The organism is Confluentibacter citreus (assembly GCF_002807055.1).
GTDB classification, from domain to species: Bacteria; Bacteroidota; Bacteroidia; order Flavobacteriales; family Flavobacteriaceae; genus Confluentibacter; species Confluentibacter citreus.
Genome location: NZ_NIXN01000007.1, coordinates 121,975 through 142,279 on the forward strand (window position 1 = coordinate 121,975; position 20,305 = coordinate 142,279).

24 protein-coding genes are annotated in these 20,305 nt (G+C 31.7%); 3 read left to right on the forward strand and 21 right to left on the reverse strand.

The features are described from left to right. Positions 1–4: 4 nt before the first annotated feature. The 20 genes from CDH49_RS13330 to CDH49_RS13415 all read right to left on the reverse strand — a co-directional run bounded on the left by CDH49_RS13330 (position 5) and on the right by CDH49_RS13415 (position 14,270). A complete protein-coding gene (locus CDH49_RS13330; protein WP_100616032.1) occupies positions 5–1,729 on the reverse strand; it encodes an Ig-like domain-containing protein in 1,725 nt (574 codons plus the stop codon). A gap of 287 nt (positions 1,730–2,016) precedes the next feature. Then, positions 2,017–2,577, reverse strand: coding sequence for a helix-turn-helix domain-containing protein (locus tag CDH49_RS13335; RefSeq protein WP_100616033.1), 561 nt, complete (start codon positions 2,575–2,577; stop codon positions 2,017–2,019). A 229-nt stretch (positions 2,578–2,806) separates the two neighbouring features. Next, positions 2,807–2,977: a hypothetical protein gene (locus tag CDH49_RS15760; protein WP_193434740.1), complete on the reverse strand. Its 171-nt coding sequence runs from the start codon at positions 2,975–2,977 to the stop codon at positions 2,807–2,809. Positions 2,978–3,012: 35 nt separating this feature from the next. Beyond that, positions 3,013–3,174 (reverse strand): DUF1328 domain-containing protein, encoded by a 162-nt coding sequence (locus CDH49_RS13340; protein WP_100616034.1) that lies wholly within the window; start codon positions 3,172–3,174, stop codon positions 3,013–3,015. A gap of 77 nt (positions 3,175–3,251) precedes the next feature. Continuing rightward, entirely contained in the window at positions 3,252–3,917 is a 666-nt protein-coding gene (locus CDH49_RS13345) for a hypothetical protein (RefSeq protein ID WP_100616035.1), read from the reverse strand. 11 nt (positions 3,918–3,928) lie between these two features. Further along, complete coding sequence (locus CDH49_RS13350) at positions 3,929–4,261, reverse strand: hypothetical protein (RefSeq protein ID WP_100616036.1); 333 nt, start codon at positions 4,259–4,261, stop codon at positions 3,929–3,931. Next, positions 4,248–4,640 carry a phage holin family protein gene (locus tag CDH49_RS13355; protein WP_100616037.1) on the reverse strand — a complete coding sequence of 131 codons (393 nt, stop codon included), beginning with the start codon at positions 4,638–4,640 and terminating at the stop codon, positions 4,248–4,250. Before CDH49_RS13355 ends, CDH49_RS13350 begins: the two co-directional genes overlap by 14 nt. A 29-nt stretch (positions 4,641–4,669) precedes the next feature. Next, positions 4,670–4,936, reverse strand: a complete 267-nt coding sequence (locus CDH49_RS13360; RefSeq protein WP_100616038.1) for a YtxH domain-containing protein — start codon at positions 4,934–4,936, stop codon at positions 4,670–4,672. 38 nt (positions 4,937–4,974) lie between these two features. Next, positions 4,975–5,130 (reverse strand): lmo0937 family membrane protein, encoded by a 156-nt coding sequence (locus tag CDH49_RS15645; protein WP_157805323.1) that lies wholly within the window; start codon positions 5,128–5,130, stop codon positions 4,975–4,977. A gap of 25 nt (positions 5,131–5,155) precedes the next feature. Beyond that, the gene (locus tag CDH49_RS13365; protein WP_100616039.1) at positions 5,156–5,578 is read right to left on the reverse strand and encodes a hypothetical protein; all 423 of its coding nucleotides are present in this window, start codon (positions 5,576–5,578) and stop codon (positions 5,156–5,158) included. A 17-nt stretch (positions 5,579–5,595) separates the two neighbouring features. After that, positions 5,596–6,162, reverse strand: a complete 567-nt coding sequence (locus tag CDH49_RS13370; protein ID WP_100616040.1) for a hypothetical protein — start codon at positions 6,160–6,162, stop codon at positions 5,596–5,598. 294 nt (positions 6,163–6,456) lie between these two features. After that, on the reverse strand, positions 6,457–8,244 hold the full coding sequence (locus tag CDH49_RS13375; RefSeq protein WP_100616041.1) for a CHASE3 domain-containing protein: 1,788 nt from the start codon (positions 8,242–8,244) through the stop codon (positions 6,457–6,459). Positions 8,245–8,248: 4 nt separating this feature from the next. Continuing rightward, the gene (locus CDH49_RS13380; RefSeq protein WP_100616042.1) at positions 8,249–8,695 is read right to left on the reverse strand and encodes a response regulator; all 447 of its coding nucleotides are present in this window, start codon (positions 8,693–8,695) and stop codon (positions 8,249–8,251) included. Between the two features lie 19 nt (positions 8,696–8,714). Beyond that, the gene (locus CDH49_RS13385) at positions 8,715–9,266 is read right to left on the reverse strand and encodes a helix-turn-helix domain-containing protein (RefSeq protein ID WP_100616043.1); all 552 of its coding nucleotides are present in this window, start codon (positions 9,264–9,266) and stop codon (positions 8,715–8,717) included. Positions 9,267–9,377: 111 nt separating this feature from the next. Beyond that, positions 9,378–10,496 (reverse strand): AI-2E family transporter, encoded by a 1,119-nt coding sequence (locus tag CDH49_RS13390; protein WP_157805324.1) that lies wholly within the window; start codon positions 10,494–10,496, stop codon positions 9,378–9,380. A gap of 120 nt (positions 10,497–10,616) precedes the next feature. Then, positions 10,617–10,802, reverse strand: coding sequence for a CsbD family protein (locus tag CDH49_RS13395; RefSeq protein WP_100616045.1), 186 nt, complete (start codon positions 10,800–10,802; stop codon positions 10,617–10,619). 26 nt (positions 10,803–10,828) lie between these two features. After that, a complete protein-coding gene (locus CDH49_RS13400) occupies positions 10,829–11,335 on the reverse strand; it encodes a Dps family protein (RefSeq protein WP_100616046.1) in 507 nt (168 codons plus the stop codon). Between the two features lie 143 nt (positions 11,336–11,478). Continuing rightward, complete coding sequence (locus tag CDH49_RS15840; protein ID WP_100616047.1) at positions 11,479–11,631, reverse strand: SsrA-binding protein; 153 nt, start codon at positions 11,629–11,631, stop codon at positions 11,479–11,481. A 499-nt stretch (positions 11,632–12,130) separates the two neighbouring features. Then, the gene (locus CDH49_RS13410; protein WP_100616048.1) at positions 12,131–13,909 is read right to left on the reverse strand and encodes a M56 family metallopeptidase; all 1,779 of its coding nucleotides are present in this window, start codon (positions 13,907–13,909) and stop codon (positions 12,131–12,133) included. A gap of 1 nt (position 13,910) precedes the next feature. After that, complete coding sequence (locus CDH49_RS13415; protein ID WP_100616049.1) at positions 13,911–14,270, reverse strand: BlaI/MecI/CopY family transcriptional regulator; 360 nt, start codon at positions 14,268–14,270, stop codon at positions 13,911–13,913. 141 nt (positions 14,271–14,411) lie between these two features. Between CDH49_RS13415 and CDH49_RS13420 the strand changes: the two genes are divergently transcribed. Next, positions 14,412–15,365, forward strand: coding sequence for a calcium/sodium antiporter (locus CDH49_RS13420; RefSeq protein WP_100616050.1), 954 nt, complete (start codon positions 14,412–14,414; stop codon positions 15,363–15,365). Between the two features lie 89 nt (positions 15,366–15,454). Here CDH49_RS13420 and CDH49_RS13425 read toward each other — a convergent pair whose 3' ends face one another. After that, the gene (locus CDH49_RS13425; protein WP_100616051.1) at positions 15,455–16,477 is read right to left on the reverse strand and encodes a glutamine synthetase beta-grasp domain-containing protein; all 1,023 of its coding nucleotides are present in this window, start codon (positions 16,475–16,477) and stop codon (positions 15,455–15,457) included. Between the two features lie 291 nt (positions 16,478–16,768). Between CDH49_RS13425 and CDH49_RS13430 the strand changes: the two genes are divergently transcribed. Then, entirely contained in the window at positions 16,769–18,955 is a 2,187-nt protein-coding gene (locus CDH49_RS13430; protein WP_100616052.1) for a glutamine synthetase III family protein, read from the forward strand. An 81-nt stretch (positions 18,956–19,036) separates the two neighbouring features. After that, entirely contained in the window at positions 19,037–20,215 is a 1,179-nt protein-coding gene (locus tag CDH49_RS13435) for an AIR synthase related protein (protein ID WP_100616053.1), read from the forward strand. The last annotated feature ends 90 nt before the right edge of the window (positions 20,216–20,305 follow it).

A 20,305-nucleotide genomic window follows, 5' to 3' on the forward strand; every position in this document is an offset into this window, starting at 1 on the left:
TAGATTAGGGTCTGTAAATAAAGTTTGTACTGGTCAAGGTAACGGCGCCATTGCTGCAAAGCATTCTTCCCTCGGCTTGTGAATAAGCATTCATGGTAACTGAAGTCAATGCGAGAACATTACCTTTAAATGACGTGTAATCTCCTATTACAGCTGAGCTTCCCACTTGCCAGATAATATTCTTTGCCTGTGCGCCACCTATTAGGATAACGTTACCACCTGCCGGTGATGGATATGGAGAACCTCCTACTGTGGTGAAATCACTTGCAATTTGGAAAATCCATTCTGCATTAGGATCACCTTGCCCATCAAGGGTTAAGTTTCCATTTTGTATCATCAAGGTTGAATTTGATTTATAAATACCAGGAGGAAGTGTTTGACCACCTAAATCTCCTGCAACTGTAGTCGGTGCAGGTGAAGTTGCTCCTTCAGCAGCTAGATAGGCTACGGTAAGATCATCTTTCGCCTGTAATAACATAGCTGGTACTGGGTCTGCATCATTAGCGGCATAAAAATCACCGTTGAATATAAGTCCTGGGCCACCATCTACGTCAAAAAAGCCTGTTATTGATGATCTAGCACCGGGATATATACCTATATCCAAATCATGAATTTCACTTGGTCCTGCATTATTGCTTACCGCGACTCCTGAGATTATTCCAAAACGTTCTACAGAGCCTAAATCAATTGTAGGATTAAATGGTGTTTCAATTGTCGTGAATTCCCATTCATAAACATTTGCTAATGGAATTCCTGCTGCATTAGTGGCTCCCGTAGTAATAGTGGCTTTGTATAAAGTGCCTGGTAAAAGATCATCTGAAGGAACAAAAGAAGCTGTTAAAGCGTTATAACTTATTGTACCTGTTACAAAATTTGTACCTTCCTGTAAAGTGAACGTAGTTTCATCTATAGAGTTAACATCCATTGGTTGACTAAATATTGCCGTGATTGTTTTATCAAGTGCTATGTCTATATCATCGTCCTCAGGATCTGTCGACATCACCATTGGAGATATCAAGTTTCCTGTGGTGAAGCTCCACACATAATCGTTTTCGAGTGGGATGGCGGTATCATTGGTAGCATCTGTAGTTATTGTTACAGTATATAAAGTATTTGCCTCAAGGTTAACCGTAGGGGTAAAAGTTGCTGTAACATCATTATAGGTAATTACACCTGTGATTGCTGTAGAACCATCCATTAAAATAAAACTTGTTTCATTTATGGAAAGTGCATCCATTGGTTGACTAAATGTTGCTATAATGATTTTATTTAATACAACATCAGTTTCATCGTCCTCAGGACTGGTTGAAATAACCATTGGAGACACAGTTGCGCCGGTACTAAATACCCATACATACTCTTGTTGTAGGGCATTACCGTTCAAATCCTTCACTGTAGTTTTTATTCTTCCAGTGTGAGTTGTGCCTACTTGCAGTGGTGCTGAGGGTGTAAAAGTTGCAGTAAGTCCACTATAGGTAACAGTACCTGAAATTGCTGCTCCAGACTCAATAGTAAACGATGTCTCCGTTATAGTGGCAGGGTTCATTTCCTCATTAAAAGTTACTGTTATAACCTGTGAAAGAGGTACATTGGTGTCGTTATTATCCGGATTGGTTGCAATTACCAGAGGGCATATGCCAATGGTTTCAATAAAGGTGTCTTCTTCGCAGGCTGCAAAAAGGACAAACATTATTAATGCAAAAATTGATAAGGGTCTAATTGTTTTCATTTATAAGTAGGGTTTAAAAGCATCCGTAATTGAACGGAATAAGCTTGGGGTCTTTGTATGGCAAAGGTGATTTCTTAAAGCAATAAAATTGTTACAAAATAAAAAGTATTAATTATAACATTCATACTATTTTATAATAGTAATCTTTAGACGGGTTGTTATCTAAATTGTGCCTATTACAAAAAATTATACAAGTTGCTTGCGCCTAAAAGAAATCAATAAAGAAGCAGAGGGAGAAGAGGCTACAAAAGTAGCAGTATTGATTAGTGTAGGACTTAAAAGATATATTAAAGGTCTTCAATATTAACTTTACGTTTTTCCTTTAATTGTTTGTAAAAACTAGGTGTGAGTCCGGTTATTTTTTTGAACTGATTTGAAAGTGCACCCACACTGCTATAATTAAGTCTATGGGAAATTTCGGTAAGATTTAATTCGTCATAGATGATCAGCTCTTTGACTCTTTCAATTTTATGTAGAAGAATGAATTGTTCAATCGTCATGCCTTGGGTTTCTGAAAAAATATTAGCGAGGTAAGTGTAATTATAATCCAGTTTTTCACTCAAGTAATAAGAGAATTTAATTTTTGGAATTTCATCGGAATGATGAATCATAGTGATAATTACATTTTTTATTTTTTCAATGAGCATAGCTCGTTTATCATCCATTAATAAAAGCCCAGATTTAAGTAAGATAGATTTGAGTTGCTCACGTTGTCTGTTGGATATTTCCTCTAGGGTAGTCACTTCACCTAAATCTACGGTTACATAACGCAACCCAAGGGTTTTTAACTTTTCTATCACTATCATCTTGCAGCGATTACTTACCATATATTTAATGTATAATTTCATTGGGAATTTTAGTAATTGGTTGGTTTAAACAGTTTATTTTAATCTGGATGATACCAGTAAATTGAAATAGGGTTTTTTACGTGTGTGTTACAGTAATATAAATTCTTTTTATAATTTGAGTGTTGGGGTTGGTGGTGTATTCAATTAAATGTTATAAAATTAAGATGATACATCATAAAAAACCACAAATTGCTTTGTGGTTTTTCGTGTTTTAAGATGTTTGCAATTATTAATCTACAGCATCTTCAATATCATCGGCTGCATCTTCAATGGCATCTCCAGTATCGTCTGCCGCACTTTCAACAGCGTCTTCAACTTTTTCTCCTGTTGTTTTTTCTCTACAGCTATTAAATGCTGTCATTGATAAAACGATTATAAATATATATGCTAATTTTTTCATGTTGTTAATTTTTAAGGTTATTGATTTTTTTGTTCTTATCTTCTAAAACCACCTCTTATAAGGGATAATATAAATAATACAATAAAAATGAAGAATAGTACTTTAGCTATCCCTGCTGAAGTTCCTGCAATACCACCGAATCCTAAGACTCCGGCAATGATTGCTATGATTACAAATGTTATGGTCCATCTTAACATAATTTTAATTTTTAAGGTTAATTATTGTGTTTAAATTGTTTTGTTTTTACTGTATACTTGCTAAAATGAGACCTAGATTATTCTTTTGCTTCAGCATTTTCTTCCGATTTTGCTCCCATTCTGTTAACCGTATACATAGGTGCAAACTTTAACTTAAGTCCAGCAATTTTTCTGTTATCCGCACTAGTAAGACCTTCATTTTCAACAGTATTTTTTCTGGTATCTATAGCTTCGTATAATAGTTTAATTTCGTCCCAATCTTCTCTAGAATAAGAGTCTTTGTTCGTTTCTACGGTATTAACAAATGTTTCATAAACACTTAATATATTATCTTTATTGATCCATGTAAAAGACATGTCACCACTATTATCATAATTTGATCCTAAAAGTGCCTTTCTAAAATTATCTTTGCTAATACGCATATCTTCTTTTTCTTTCTCGGCAATTAAGTTCGTTTTATAAGTCTCATATTTTAAAGTAGCATCATCAACATTATCTACTAAGACAGCTTTATCCTCGGTATCATTTATGTTCATACTTGCCATTGATTTATGGTTGTTATATCCATTTTCAATGTTTTCCCAATTAGAATAGGCTTCTGCATATTCTAGACTGGCTACAGAATCCACATAACTTTTATATTCTTCTACGCTTTGTTTTGCTAAATCTGCTTTTTCATCTTTGCATGATGCAAATAATAAGGCTAATGAGCAGATTCCGATTGTTAATTTTATTGTTTTCATGATTTTAATGTTTAGTGTTTAATTTTTTTTGAAATTATTTTTGTCGCTAGGTATTGTACACCATAACCAAATAAATTGGAGATTATGGAATGTGTTTTGCCTAACAATATTCTTTTTGATAAATAGCCTCCGGCCAAACTTATTACTGATTCCAGTACGTTACCTTTAACTTTGGGATCTTCTTTAATATCGTTTAACGCTCTGTTTAATAGTCTGGATGGTCTTAATTCTTGGATGGTAAGATCTAATTGGTCCTTTAGCTCGCTAATTTTTACTTTTTGTTTGTTTTCTAGAGCGATAATTTTTTCTTCCAAAATCTGACTTTGATTTTTATGATTTTTCATTTTCTTCAGTATTGGATTTTACAAATTCAGATCTTCTTGGTCTTAGTAGTTTTGATATTATCAGATTGGTTATGGGTGCTTTAATTAATGTATCATTGAAGAAATAGATGATGAGTGCAATAATTAAATAGAAACCAGAGACAATCAAGAAACCTAAATAATAAGCCCCTAGTAATTTGCCAATTAATAAACTAATAGCAATATTTACAAAAAGGGTAAATAAAGAAAATACCAAAGCTACTGCTATTCTTGAGACTAGAGAAGATACGACATCTGCCGTAACATCTATAGCATTCAATTTGTATAACTCTATACTAGTTTCGGTATATTCTTTAACTTTATCATAAAGTAATTCTATATGTTTGGCTGTGGTTTCCATTTATTATTATTTAACAGGATTTCAATTAATTAATAAGTTTTTTTCATGTTATCTTTTATCGCTTCTTTTTCTTTATTCAAGAACTCTTCACCATTTTCCTTGATAGAGCTATATTTATCAGAAACGGTATCTAAAAAGTCGTTAAAGCCTTCTTTTAGCTTGTCTTTAGCTTGTTTACTTTTTTCCGTAATTTTTTTTCTAGTTGTTTCTCCCTTTTCTGGGGCAAATAAAACGCCTAATGTTGCTCCTACTGCTACGCCTGCTAACAGACCTATTATTGTGTTACTTGTTTTCATTTTTGTTAATTTTAATTGTTATTATTTATTTTAATTTTCTAAATTCCTCTACCACCACCTATTAATCTTAATAAAATGGCGATTACTGCTATTACTAATAGAATGTGAATCAATCCGGTTGCACTATAAACAAATACTCCGAATGCCCAACCGATTATTAGGATGACTGCGATGATGTATAATAAACTTCTCATAATACTGTGTTTTATTGGTTAATTATTATTTTAATATTTTAAATGATTCTGCTATGTTGGATTTTACCTCCTCGGTATGCCCAAACGAATTTATTACTCTTTTTGCTTCTTCTAAACTTACCGATACACCAGAAGCATGGCCAGAATTGGTTACTACATTCCAAGTGTAAACTTTATTTCCTAGATCTTCATTTATTAAAGACATAGGGATAATATTCTTTTTAAGAATTTTTGCATTGTTTGTTAATAGTGCTATTTCCTCATTTACATCATCCATACTCAAACAAGTTCCTGTAAACGTTCCAAGTTCTGTTTCTATACTCCATTTATAAACTTGTATCACTTTCTCATCTGTTTTCATATCACTTTTTTCACCTGCTGCACCCACTGATTTTGAATACACCATATTTGATGCCGCTATACCTTTATCTATGATTGACTTTTCCATGATATTAATTTTACTATTTATATATCTTGAGATTTTTGGTTTAACTTATCTAAAGCAGATTGAATGCTCTGTATGTTGGATTTTAGTTCGTGAGTGTCTTTAATTGCTAAAATTTTGAACTCTACATTATTGGTTATTTTACCCAAAGTATCTAACAATTGTATTTGTGCTTCTATTTTATTTAAGATTAACTCCAATTTCTTTTCTATAAACTCATTGTTGTCAATGTCTTTTATTTCAAACTCACTATTAATATTCAGGTAGTTTGGAATTGAAATTAGTTTCTCTTCAGCTAATTTTTTGTAATTTTTCGATATTTCAAAGTGCGTCGTTTCTAACCCTTCGGTTATATGAGCCATATTATTTAAAGTATCAACATACTTTATAGCTTTACATAATTCTAGAATATCCAAGTTATTTCTTGAAACGCTTAGCAATAGCTCAGCCTCTTTTTTGTATATGCTTATTCTAGTTTGTATATCACTTACAATGTCATTCTTGTGTTCGTTGTTTTCTAAAATGTAATTACAAGAAATCAATGTGAGAGCTGCAATCACCGACAACATTATGTTTCTAAATTTCATTTTTATTTCTTTTACATTGCTTTACAAAGATGCACTGGTACAATGCTTTTTGTGTTATAACATTTTTTGCAATACTTATAGAATTTACACTTCTTTTGGTTTTCTGTTTTGTTAAATAAGTACATTACAAATATGCAATGGTATGCTACTTTTTATGTTACACTATTATGGAGTATGGTTACAATATTCCAATATTGCTGTATTTAACAATAAAAAGAATACATATATAATTAGGAATTTAGCGTCATATAAGACACTTTATATTTTTTAATTGCCAAGAAAAAAATAGGAATTTTACAAATAAGGAAAATAAATGGTGAATGTTGCACCAACATTAGGTTTGCCATTTGCGAAAATAAAGCCTTGGTGATTTTCAACTATTTTTTTACAGATAGATAAGCCTATACCGGTACCAGAATATTCATGTTTACCATGAAGCCGGTTAAACAGCACAAAAATATTTTCGGCATATTTATTTTCAAAACCAATACCATTATCTGTAATCGTAATTTTATGATAATATGGTTTTTTAGGATTTAATATTATCGGTTCATCTGAAGCTTTTGCTTTATTGTAAATAATACGGATTTCTGGAATTCTGTCCTTTGATTTGTATTTTAAAGAATTACTTATTAGGTTGGAGAACAGCTGTTGAATTTGAAAAGGAATGACTTTAATGGATGGAAATTTGTTTGAAGTAATAATAGCTTTTTCATCAGTGATTGATTCCGCTAAATCCTGTTGGGCATTTTTTAGCAATATATTTATATCAGCTAATTCAAATGCTTTGTCAGCTTTATTTGTCCTTGAAAATTGTAATAAATCATCAATTAACATCCGCATTCTAGTTGCGGCATTTTTTATTCGATCCATATACATCATTCCAGATTCAGATAATTTGTGGGCTTCTTTATCTTCAAACCTCGATAGGAAAGTCTGTATTTTTCTTAATGGCTCTTGTAAATCATGACTGGCAACATAGTTAAATGCTGAGAGTTCTTTGTTGTTCCGTTCTAATTCTAAATTACGTTCTTCTAGGGTTTTAAAATGTTCGATTTCAGTTGTAATATCTGTAGTTATCCCTAAAAGTTGTCTTTTTCCGTCAAGGTTTCTATGCAATTTTGCACAAGTTTTAAAGTGTTTAATCGTGCCGTTTTTTTGAATAATTCTATAATATATAAAAGGAAGGTCTTCATTTTTTGCCATCATTCTATCAATGTCCTTACGGAATTTTTCTATATCTTCTGGATGTACAAAATTCACAAAATTATCCAAGGTTGGTTGAAAAGACTGGGGTTTTTCACCTATTAATCTATATAAATTATCGGAATAGGTAAAAGTCCTTTCTTCTATGTCCCAAATCCAATTACCTTGCAGGCCGATAATTTCAGATTGTTTTGTAGATTCCTTAAAAATCTCTAATTGCTCATTAGCCGCTTTTATTTTTTTTAGGTCACTAATAATTTTACTATATGTAGCAAACATGAGCATTAAGGATAATAGTAAGACCACATATAAAAACATAGGGGTAAGCTTTAAATTGGACTCGTATGCTTCTTGCCTTTTATTTAACAACTGGTTACCAGTATCTATCATCCCCTTAATCTTGCCCCGTATGGTATCCATTGTTTTTTTTCCATTAAGGAAATTTTCCTTGAAATTCTCGTCGTTATAATTGCCAACTGAAGAAAACCTAAAGGATTTTTCAAAATACCACATGCGTTTATCTATTAAAACGTTGAGCTCTTTAAGATTGTTTTGTAAAGTGGTATTATCACTTCCCAACACTTTTAACTCCGCAAAACTGTAATTAATATTTTCTCTTCCAATATTGTATGGCTCAAGGTAAATGGGATCATTTGTTATTATAAATCCTTGTTGTCCAGTTTCGGCATCTTTTAAATGGGAAAAGATTTTTTCTAACTCAACGTTAGTTTTGTAGGTTTTCGTCAATAAATCTGAAGATTGGGACAAATCTTCTATTTTTTTATAAGTGGTGCCGCCAATTATGAGAATCACAAAAGCAGATATAAAAAAAATACTTTTTATCAGCCAAGATTTTTTAAATATTCTACTGGGCATATTTTTATAATCTTAGAAGGAAATTGTCCTTATTCAAACCATTTGTATAGTATTGCCAATTGATGGTAACGACCTCTTCTAATACTTTTTTGAGCGTTTTAAAATCATTGGGCTTTTTAATGTAGATATTTGCTCCCATAATAAATGTCTTTTCAATATCTTCTTCTGATGCTGATGTAGAATAAATAGCAATGGCTATATCCTTGAATTTATCATTTTTCTTTATCTCTTTCAAACATTCCAATCCAGATTTTCTGGGCATGTTTAAATCTAAAAACAAAATATTCGGGAATACAGAGTCTTCGGCATTTAAATAATCCATTAAATAAACCCCATCGTTAAAGGTTTTTACTCTTGTGGTTATTTTAAGTTCATCAAAAGCATCACAAAAAAATAAACGATCATCTTCATCATCGTCTGCTAATATTATATTTATATAATCTTCATGCATAAGGTTAGTTGGATTGGTTCTAGTTTAATTCGCGTCTTTTGGTAATGATACGCTGAAAGGCAGACGGGGTAATGCCTGTAGTGTTTTTAAACTGAGTACTTAAATGGGCTACGCTAGAATAATTGAGTTTAAATGCAATTTCAGTTAAATTTAGATTTTCGTTTATTATTAGCTGCTTTGTATATTCTATTTTTTGAATAATGATAAAATTCTCAATGGAAGTATAAGTGACTTCAGAAAACAGATTAGACAGATAACCATAACTATGGCCCAACGTATCTGACAAATAAGCGGAAGCTTTTAAGTTGGTAGCTGTTTCATTGTTAAATACCATATCTGTTATGGTATCTTTTATTTTTTGTACCAATATGCTTTTTTGATTTTCAACAATTTCAATGGAATATTCTTTTAAATCGTTGGAAAAACTTTCTAATCTATCTGCAGATAACTTTTCTAAAAGTTTTACCTCACCAAAACCAATAATTTTGTGTTTTATATTGTGTTCCAGTAATTTTTCATCTAAGACTTTTCTGCAAATGGCATTAAAATCAAATTTTAAATGTAATTTCATAAGAAATATTTGTCTTGTAAATTTAGAACTAATTATGAACAAATTTGCATAAGAATATTTAAACGTTTTTAGTTTTTAAATATTTTAAAGTTGTATGATTCAAAATTAACTTTAAATACTTGTTTTACTTCTTATTTTTTTCCATTTTTTTAATCTAGTTCTTGCTCTGCTATGCAGATGTTTATCAATAGGATCGCCTATTAAAAATCCGTAGGCATGAAATCCAGGTGTATTATCAAAAATTATTTTTAAAGTTGCCGTAATAGGTAGAGCCAAAATCATTCCTGCAATACCCCAAAGCATGGAAAAAACAATAAATGAGAGTATGGCAATAAAAGCATTAATGCTCACTTTAGAACCGGTTATTTTGGGCGTTATAAAATTGCCTTCTAAAAATTGTATAAACATAAAAATGGCAACAACCCCCAATGCGTACCAAGCACTGTCTTTGGTTGCTAATGCCACCATAGCAGGGATTAACGAACCAATTATAACTCCAATATAAGGGATTAATAATAAAATCGCTGCGAAGAAACCAAAAAATATGGCATGATCTATTCCCAAAATAAGCAACCCCGTGGTATTTAATATGCCAACTATAACTATTACTTTTATTAATCCTATTAAATAATTTTGTTGAATATTATAGACTTTGTCAATCATGTTGTTTAAAAAATCCTTTGATTTATATTTAAACGCCTTATAATAAAAAACCCTAAAAAACTGCCTGTAATACAAAAAGAAGAATAAGTATATAGGAATTAATACAAGATTACTGATTAAAGATCCTGATTGAGTTAAGAATTCTCCGATTTTATCAAAGTTGTTTTTTAGTATATTCTCAATTTTTAAATCAGATGAAAACAACGTATTACTGCTATTCATATTTAACATTTTTTGAATAGAAGCCGTTGCATCATTATAAAGTTTTGAAATGTTTTTTGTATAGTCTTCCCCATTATTACTTATACTATTTAATTGAAAATATATTAAGGCACCAATAAGGGCTGTAATAAAAAAAATAATAAGTAAGGAACATAAAGTAGCGAAAAGTCGATTAAACCTCCATTTATGTTCTAAGAATCTTTGAACGGGGAATATCATCACCGCTAGTATAATAGCATATAAAATGGGTATTAAAAGCGATTTTAGAATATATAAAATAAATACAATGGTAACAATGGTAAGTAATCCAAAAATAGGATGATAGTTTGTATTTTTTTCATTCATGTGGTTAAGATAAAATAAATATTTTAAATCTGCCTTACTAACCATAATAGTAATTCACTAACCAACCAACCAAAATTAACTATTAGAATTAAAAGTGGTTTTCGGGCAGATATTAAAATATTACAAATCTGAGATTATCTTATGCAATTCTTCTTTAGACTTACCTAATTTTTCTTGAAGTCTACCAAGCACTTCTTCCTCTTTACCTTCGGCCATTAACAAATCATTATCAGTTAATGTGGCATATTTTTGTTTTAATTTACCTTTTAATTCTTTCCAATTTCCTTTTAATTCTGTCGTGTTCATAATTTTAAGTTTTAAAATGTTAATTTTTATTCAGATAAACATATCCTTAAAGTCCGGGCTTTATAGTCGTGACCTTGGATGATAGCTTTTAAAAAGTCAGCAATACCAAAATCGTCAGCATCTTTTTCCATTTCCGAAATCATGCCTCTTAAATTTAAAATCATCCTTTCATGGTCGTTTAAGAGTTCTAAAAGCATCTTTTCTTGAGTGTCATTTTTAGCGCCTTCCCTTAACATGTAAGGTTCTATAAACCCAGACATAATACCAGAAGGTTTTGCATTAAGTTTATTAATGCGTTCAATAATGTCATCAATGATAAGTTCTATGCTATTGTAATGCGACTCAAAAAGTTTATGAAATTCCACAAAACTTTTGCCAGACATATTCCAATTACCAGAAACACTCCAATGAAACTTTCTTGTTTTTATATACAATACCATTTCATTTGCTAGAACAGCGGTTAAATTTTTAACACTTTTTGTTATGTCTGTCTTTCTAATGTCTATTGTTTCAACACTAATATGAGACGCCATAATTTTACCTGTTCTTGTTTCTAATTATTGTTGGTACAAAGTTAAGATAGGGAAAGTGGCTTAGGGTTACAGAATTTTTTGAGAATGTTATATAATTTTATGAATGCTAATAATGTGCACTAATAATATTTATATAAAACAAATCAATCTAGGGCGTTTTTGGTTATAAAATACCGCCAGCCAATGATAGCCATTTGTAATTTATTGGCTTTAGCCAAGTTTAATTGTTTTTTAGAATAACTGGGAAAAACTAGTTTATTGACTTTTGCTAAAATCTTGAATACCTGCTTTTTCATTTTTAAAATCCTTCTTAATATACAAAAATAGTAAAACTTATTCTAGACTAAGTTTTACTTGTTTTTGGTTTAGAAAATAATTGAAAAAATAATTTTAATTATAATTTCAATGACAAGTTCGGCAAGTGTGATCATAATGTTAGGTTTTAAAGTTAATAATTAAAGTTTGATGTTCAATTGAAATTTGAAGATATATATTTGGCAATGTTCACACCTCATGATTTTATTAAAATCGATGAATTTGCATATAAATATGTAACATAAAATATAATATTTATATCATATTTAGTAGTATTGCTTTTATTGAGGTTTAAATTATCAATATATAATTACATTTTATATTATAAACTGTTATAATTGTAGAGTGTTTTGGAGATATTTTTGAAAATTGTAGGGCATAAAAGTATATAAAACAACGTTTTTTATATTTTTCATCTTTTTACAAAACAAAAAAGCACTCCTTTTGGGAGTGCTTAAAAATGATAAAATGGCTAGCAATTTACTTTTTGGTGGTAATTTCTATAACACCGTTTTTTCCTTTGTCGCCATATTTTTTTGTAGCAGTTTCGTCTTTTAAAACGGTCATTGATTCAATTTTGTCTGGATTTAATTTTTCAAACTCTTCTTGTGGTGATTCTTTCCCATCAACAATCACTAAAGGATGTTTGTCTTTTCCAATATCCAATTTATGTCCAATTCTGATAGTTTTAGTTGAATCAGACATTGTGCCATATCCAACTACTGTCACATTGTTCATTGTTTTTCCTTCAAAGGTTTTAGCTTTTTCTTTGCTAGTGATTAATATAACACCGTTTTTACCTTTTTTACCGTATTTTTTTGTGTCTGTTTCATCTTTGTATATAATCACTTCATTGATGTCATCTGCAGTTAGTTTGCTAAATTCTTCATGCGATATTTCTTTACCATCAACAATAAATAAAGGAAATTCGTCTTCAACCGTAGATATTTTCAAAGTGATTAATACAACACCATTTTTAGCTTTGTCTCCATACGCTTTTATTGCAGCTTCGTCTTTCAATACTGTAAAATTTTCAATTTTTTCTTCATTTATAGCTTTAGCTATATCTTCTGTAACTTCCTTGCCATTTATTATATATAAAGGGGTTTTTTCAGAACTCGTTTGTATACCTCTTATCTGGATTTGTTGTATCAATTTAACATTAATAGGAGCATTATTGGTTACTTTAATTTTTTGTGTTTGCATACCTTCATAAGTAAAAACAAGTTCATCACCAATATTTGCCTTAATTTTATATTTGCCTTCATTGTTTGTTGTAACTCCAGAATTAGACCCGTTTTGAATCATAACTTTTTCAATGGGTTTATCATTAATATCGGTAACGGTACCAGAGATTATTATATCTTCTTTTAAAATAATAGTTGTATTCATATTAGGCTTAATGTCTTTTTCAATAAATACCTCTTGGGTATTAAAACTCATTAAGAATAAAGCAATAATTGGAGCAACCAACAAATACTTTAATTGATTGATTTTTTTTGATTTTGATTTGTGTAACATAACGATTCGTTTTTTGATTAATGAATTATAGAAATGATTGCTTAAAGCCATTTGATGAGATGGCATGCTTGTTTTAAGCAAGGTGTATTGGTAACTTTTTTTGCAGTTGTATTGTTTTAACGTGCGTTTGTCTGCAATAAATTCTAGGTTTTGTTTTAAATCCTTGTTATAAAGCCATATAAACGGATTGAACCAAAGCAACACACAAAACAACTGACTTATTAAAATATCTACGGAATGAAACTGTTTGGCATGCGTTTTTTCATGTTCAATAATGTGTTCCAATTCTGTTTGGCTGAATACTTTAGGATTGTAAATAATCCATTTAAAAAACGAAAAAGGGGAGGTGTTGTTTGGAGTTTCTATAAAAACAAAACCATCTTTTTTATTGCTTTTATTTTTATAGATTATCTTTATTAATGAGAATAATTGAATGAAGAAACGCACTGAAAAAAACGCAACACCTAATCCATATATTAGTGTCAAATAATCCAGAATATTAAAAGGTTTTTCAATGGGTTCTGTTGAAAGTTTTTGGGTTACTGTGATATCTGTAAATGATATAGGTGTATATTCAATATAAATAGGGATGACCAAAAACGGAATCAGCAATGATGATATAAGTCCGATTATTAAAAACCTTCGGTTCGCTTCAAAAAAGGTGTCGCGTTGTAAAAACAACTTATAGATGATGTAAAATATGGTGACCACCGCAGTGACTTTTAGTAGATATTCCATGCTATTTTTGGTTTTCTATTAATGCAATGATTTCCTTAAGCTCCTCAACACTAATCTTTTCTTCCTTCGCGAAAAACGATACCATATTTTTATAGGAGTTGTTGAAGTAATTATCAATAGCTGTATTCATAAACCCTTTTCTATAGGTTTCTTTGCTAACGATAGGGTAGTATTCATGTGTTTTTCCATAAGCTTTGTAAGATACATAGCCTTTCTCTTCCAAATTCCTTATAATGGTAGAGAGGGTGTTATAATGTGGTTTGTCTTCCTTAATTTCAGCCATCACATCTTTTACGAACCCTTTTTCCAGTTTCCATAAAATATGCATGATTTCTTCTTCTTTGTTTGTTAGCTTTTCCATTTTCAAAATTGATTTAAAACAAACATATAACTATTTTTATAGTTATACAACTAATCATATAGTTATTTAACGAAGTTTTTAGTTTTTTATTCCATTTTTAACTGTTAGAATGAAGTAGTATCTTCGTAAAAAAATAATGGTATGAGTATAGTTTTGGTAATTCTTGGGTTAGTGCTGCTGGTAATAGGGGGTGAGTTCTTGGTAAGGTCATCTGTGGCGTTGTCATTTAAGTTCAATATTTCAAAGATGGTTATTGGTATGACGATCGTGTCGTTTGCCACTTCTGCACCGGAATTATTGGTAAGTCTGCAAGCGGCATTATCGGGTTCGCCTGCCATTGCGATAAACAATGTCATAGGTTCTAATATTGCCAATATAGGTTTGGTATTAGGGATTACGGCTTTGGTGAGTCCAATAGCGGTAGATAAGTCCTTTTACAAGCTTAATTGGCCTGTAATGATGCTCTTTTCTTTAGTGTTGTATTATTTTTTGTATAATGATAATATGTTGTCTTTTATAGAAGGTGGTATATTATTTATAGGTATCATACTTTTTTTAGTAGTATTAATAAAAATGTCCAAAAAGTATGAGGAATCTGATTTAGCTGAAGAAGTCGATGAATTATTATCTGTTGTGTCTAATTTTAAAATTATTCTTTGGCTGCTTATAGGAGCTGCTTCGTTATATTTTGGTAGTGAATGGCTGGTAGAAGGGGCCAAAGATATTGCGTTATCCATTGGAGTAAGTGAAGCAGTTATTGGTGTATCGTTAATAGCTGTAGGTACGAGTGTGCCCGAATTGGCGGCATCGGTTATTGCAGCGGCTAAAAAGGAAAAAGCCATTTCTTTGGGAAATTTAATTGGCTCCAATATATTCAATATTGCCTCTGTTTTAGGTTTAACAGCGATGATTACTCCCATTCCTGTTACGGAACCATTAATTCTTAATAGAGATATTTTTTGGATGCTTGCTTTTGCATTTTTATTGTTGCCATTGGTTTTTATTCCTAAAAAATTTGAAATCACCAAGCTTAAAGGATTATTATTGGTTGCTGTTTATGGAGTGTTTATGTTTTTTGTTTTTACATCTAAATAGAATAGATAGACGTGTTTTTGAAAAATAAAAAAGGCTTACATGTTACTGTAAGCCTTCTTTATTATGAACAAAATTCTATTTAAAACTGATTATATCTTAGCAGATTTTACAGTTTTAATAATTCTAGCTGCAATTTTGTACGGATCACCATTTGAAGCTGGACGTCTATCTTCCAACCAGCCTTTCCAGCCTTTGTTAACTGTAATTAATGGGATACGGATTGAAGCACCACGGTCTGAAATACCATAAGAGAAATCGTGTATAGATGCTGTTTCGTGTTTACCTGTCAAACGTTGGTCGTTAAACTCACCATAAACTTCAATATGCTCTTTTACGAATGGGCGGAAAGCTTCGCATATTTTTTCGTAAACTTCTCTAGAACCACAAGTTCTTAATGTTGAGTTAGAAAAGTTAGCATGCATACCAGAGCCATTCCAGTCCATATCTTTTCCAAGTGGTTTTGGGTGGTATTCAATATAGTAACCATATTTTTCAGTAAGTCTGTCCAATAAATATCTAGCAATCCATAGTTCGTCACCTGCTAATTTTGCACCTTTAGCAAACAATTGGAATTCCCATTGTCCACAAGCAACTTCTTGGTTAATACCTTCAAAATTTAAACCTGCTTGTATACATAAATCGGCATGCTCTTCAACTAAATCCCTACCATGTGTGTTTAAACCGCCAACCGAACAGTAGTACATACCTTGAGGTTTTGGATAGCCACCAACAGGGAACCCTAAAGGTAACTGAGTTGCAGTATCCATTATAAAATATTCTTGCTCAAAACCAAACCAGAAATCATCATCAGAATCATCAATTGTTGCTCTACCGTTAGATGCGTGAGGTGTTCCGTCAGCATTATATACTTCGGTCATTACTAACCAACCATTAACACGTTCAGGATCTGGGTAAATAGCAACAGGAACTAAAGAACAATCCGAAGATCCGCCTTCTGCTTGTCTTGTGGAAGACCCGTCAAAAGACCAGTTTCCTATTTCTTCAAGAGTTCCTTTAAAGTTTTCATGCTCTTCTACTTTGGTTTTACTTCTCATGTTCTGAGTTGGATAATAACCGTCTAACCAAATGTATTCTAATTTAATTTTTGCCATAATAATAATTTTGTAGTTATTAGATATTGACACAAATATAATTTTTTAAGTTATACTGACCATTTTATAGGGTGGTTTTAACGAAGTGCTATGTTATTTTTATTTAAACCCCATTTTTTTATGGTATATTTTAAAAAAACCCCATTATTTTAAATTTATATTATAAAAATGTTAACAGAGCATTTTTATATTGATAAGAAAATATCTATTTTAATTATTTATTACGGACATGGATGCCTATTTTTGTAGTTACGTTTAATGCTTTAAAATATAAATTAATACTTTAAAACTATGTCAACATTAAGATTTCACGCAATTAAAGAATCTCTTGCAAACAGGCCAATTTTAATAGAGGAAAAAGAACGTCGTTCAGATATATTTGGTAAAAATGTTTTTAACGAAACTACCATGCGCCAGTATTTAACAAAGGATGCTTTTAATGGTGTTATGAATGCTATAAAACATGGTAAAAAAATTGATAGAAACATAGCTGATCAAGTAGCATCTTCCATGCGTGATTGGGCATTATCCAAAGGGGTTACCCATTATACCCATTGGTTTCAACCTTTAACAGGTGCAACAGCAGAAAAACATGATGCCTTTTTTGAAACCATTGGTGATGGTGCTTCTGTAGAAAAATTTGGAGGTGGCCAGTTGGTGCAACAAGAGCCAGATGCTTCCAGTTTTCCAAGTGGTGGTATTAGAAATACATTTGAAGCAAGAGGTTATACGGCTTGGGATCCTACATCTCCTGCTTTTATCTATGGAAAAACACTTTGTATTCCAACCATATTTGTTGCTTATACGGGTGAAGCCTTAGATTATAAAACGCCCTTGTTAAGAGCATTGCAAGCCATTGATAGTGCTGCTACCGAAGTATGTAAATATTTTGATAAAAACGTTAGAAAAGTCACTTCATCTTTAGGTTGGGAACAGGAATATTTTTTAATTGATAAAGCTTTGGTCGCCAGTCGTCCAGATATCATATTAACTGGTAGAACCTTACTTGGACATACTTCAGCAAAAGGACAACAATTAGACGATCACTATTTTGGTTCCATTCCCAATAGAGCATTAAATTTTATGCGTGATTTGGAAATTGAATGTATGTATTTGGGTATTCCCGCAAAAACGCGTCATAATGAAGTGGCTCCTAATCAATTTGAATTAGCGCCTATTTACGAAGAAGCTAATCTAGCTGTAGACCACAATTCATTATTAATGGATGTTATGGGGCGTGTCGCCTCTAGACATAATTTTAAAATATTGTTACATGAAAAACCATTTGCAGGCGTAAATGGTTCTGGAAAACATAACAATTGGTCGTTATCAACAGATACAGGAATAAATCTTTTAGGTCCAGGAAAAACACCTATGAGCAATCTTCAATTTTTAACCTTTTTTGTAAATACCATTAAAGCGGTTCATGAAAATGAAGAATTATTAAGAGCTACCATTGCATCTGCTGGAAATGACCATAGGTTGGGTGCAAACGAAGCACCTCCTGCCATCATGTCCGTATTTATTGGGGAACAATTAACCAAAGTCCTTGAAGAGTTGGAAGGCGTTACCAAAGGAAAACTTTCCCCAGAAGAAAAAACGGATTTAAAACTGAATGTGATTGGAAAGATACCAGATGTTTTATTGGATAATACCGATAGAAACAGAACATCACCATTTGCTTTTACAGGTAATAAATTTGAATTTAGGGCTGTGGGTTCGCAAGCAAACTGCGCAAATCCCATGACTGTTTTAAATACGATCGTTGCAAAACAATTAAAGGATTTTAAAGTTGAAGTGGATGCGCTTATAGATGGCAAAGGCTTAAAGAAAGACGAGGCTATTTTCAATATTTTAAGAGAGTATATTAAAGGATTAAAAGATATATTGTTTGAAGGTAATGGGTATAGCGAGGCTTGGGAAAAGGAAGCCAAGAAGAGGGGTTTAAGTAACAATAAAACAACTCCAGAAGCTTTAAAAGCCAAGATTTCCAAAAAATCGATTGCCATATTTGAAGAAATGGAAGTGATGAGTAAAATCGAAATGGAAGCCCGTTACGAAGTAGAAATGGAAGATTATATCAACCACATTCAAATTGAAAGTCGGGTTTTAGGTGATATTGCACGTAATCACGTTGTGCCTACAGCTGTTAAATATCAGAATATCCTAATCGATAATGTTAAAGGATTAAAAGATATTTTTGAAGGTAACTTCAAGAAATTAGCTAAAGAACAACTGGTACTTATCGAAGAAATTTCAACCCATATAGAGAGCATCAATGCGAATGTTACCAAAATGACCAATGAGCGTAAAAAAGCAAATAATCTTCAAGATATTGAAAAGAAAGCGCTAGGGTATTGTTTTAATGTAAAACCATTTTTTGACGATATCCGTTACCATTGTGATAAATTGGAATTGCTTGTTGATGACGAAATTTGGCCATTAACAAAATATAGGGAGCTTATGTTCACCAGATAGTTCATATCATTTAGAAAATCCTGCTTCAAAAAGCAGGATTTTTTAATTCAAAAAATTAAATTTGCAGCACAATACCATATTATGAGTCAAGAAGTAAGTAAGCGTTATGCAGGACGTGGTGTTTCGGCATCAAAAGAAGATGTTCACAATGCTATAAAAAATATCGATAAAGGTTTATTCCCAAAAGCATTCTGCAAAATTGTTCCCGATTATTTAACAAATGATGATAATTACTGTTTGATTATGCATGCTGATGGAGCAGGGACAAAATCATCTTTGGCATATATGTATTGGAGAGAAACTGGCGATATATCAGTTTGGAAAGGCATTGCGCAAGATGCGTTGATTATGAATATTGACGATTTGTTATGTGTAGGAGCCATCGATAATATCATACTGTCTTCAACCATTGGAAGAAATAAAAACCTGATCCCGGGCGATGTTATTTCAGCAATCATTAATGGAACTGAGGCACTGATTTCAGAATTAAAAACGTTTGGTGTTACCATTCATTCCACTGGAGGGGAAACGGCCGATGTTGGTGATTTGGTTCGGACTATCATTGTAGACTCTACGGTAACGGCTAGAATGAAACGAAGCGATGTGATTGACAACGCGAATATTAAAGCAGGCGATGTTATTGTGGGACTTGAAAGTTTTGGACAAGCGACTTACGAGACCTCTTATAACGGGGGTATGGGGAGTAATGGCTTAACGTCCGCTCGACATGATGTGTTCAACAAATATTTAGCAAAAAAATACCCAGAGAGTTTTGACGCCTCCGTTCCTGAGGATTTAGTCTATTCAGGACAAATGACATTAACAGATACCGTTACGGATTCACCTATTGATGCCGGTAAATTGGTGTTATCACCAACAAGAACATACGCGCCTATTATCAAGAAAATCTTATCAAAATACAGTAGTGATGTCATTCATGGCATGGTTCATTGTTCTGGAGGGGCCCAAACAAAAATTCTTCATTTTATAGACCAATTCCATATTGTAAAAGACAATATGTTTTCCGTTCCCCCTTTGTTTAAACTCATTCAACAGCAATCTAAAACCGATTGGAAAGAAATGTACCAGGTTTTTAATTGTGGTCATAGAATGGAATTATATGTTTCGGCAGAAATAGCTGAAGATATCATCTCCATATCTAAATCTTTCAATGTTGATGCTAAAATCATAGGACGTGTTGAAGATTCAAAAATCAAAAAGCTTACAATAAAAAGCGAGTTTGGGGAGTTTAATTACTAAATTCACGAAGTACCCTATAAATAGAATGGTTTTTGGCGAAATAATAATTTTTTAAATCACCCTTTAATATCTATTTTATCACACAAATGA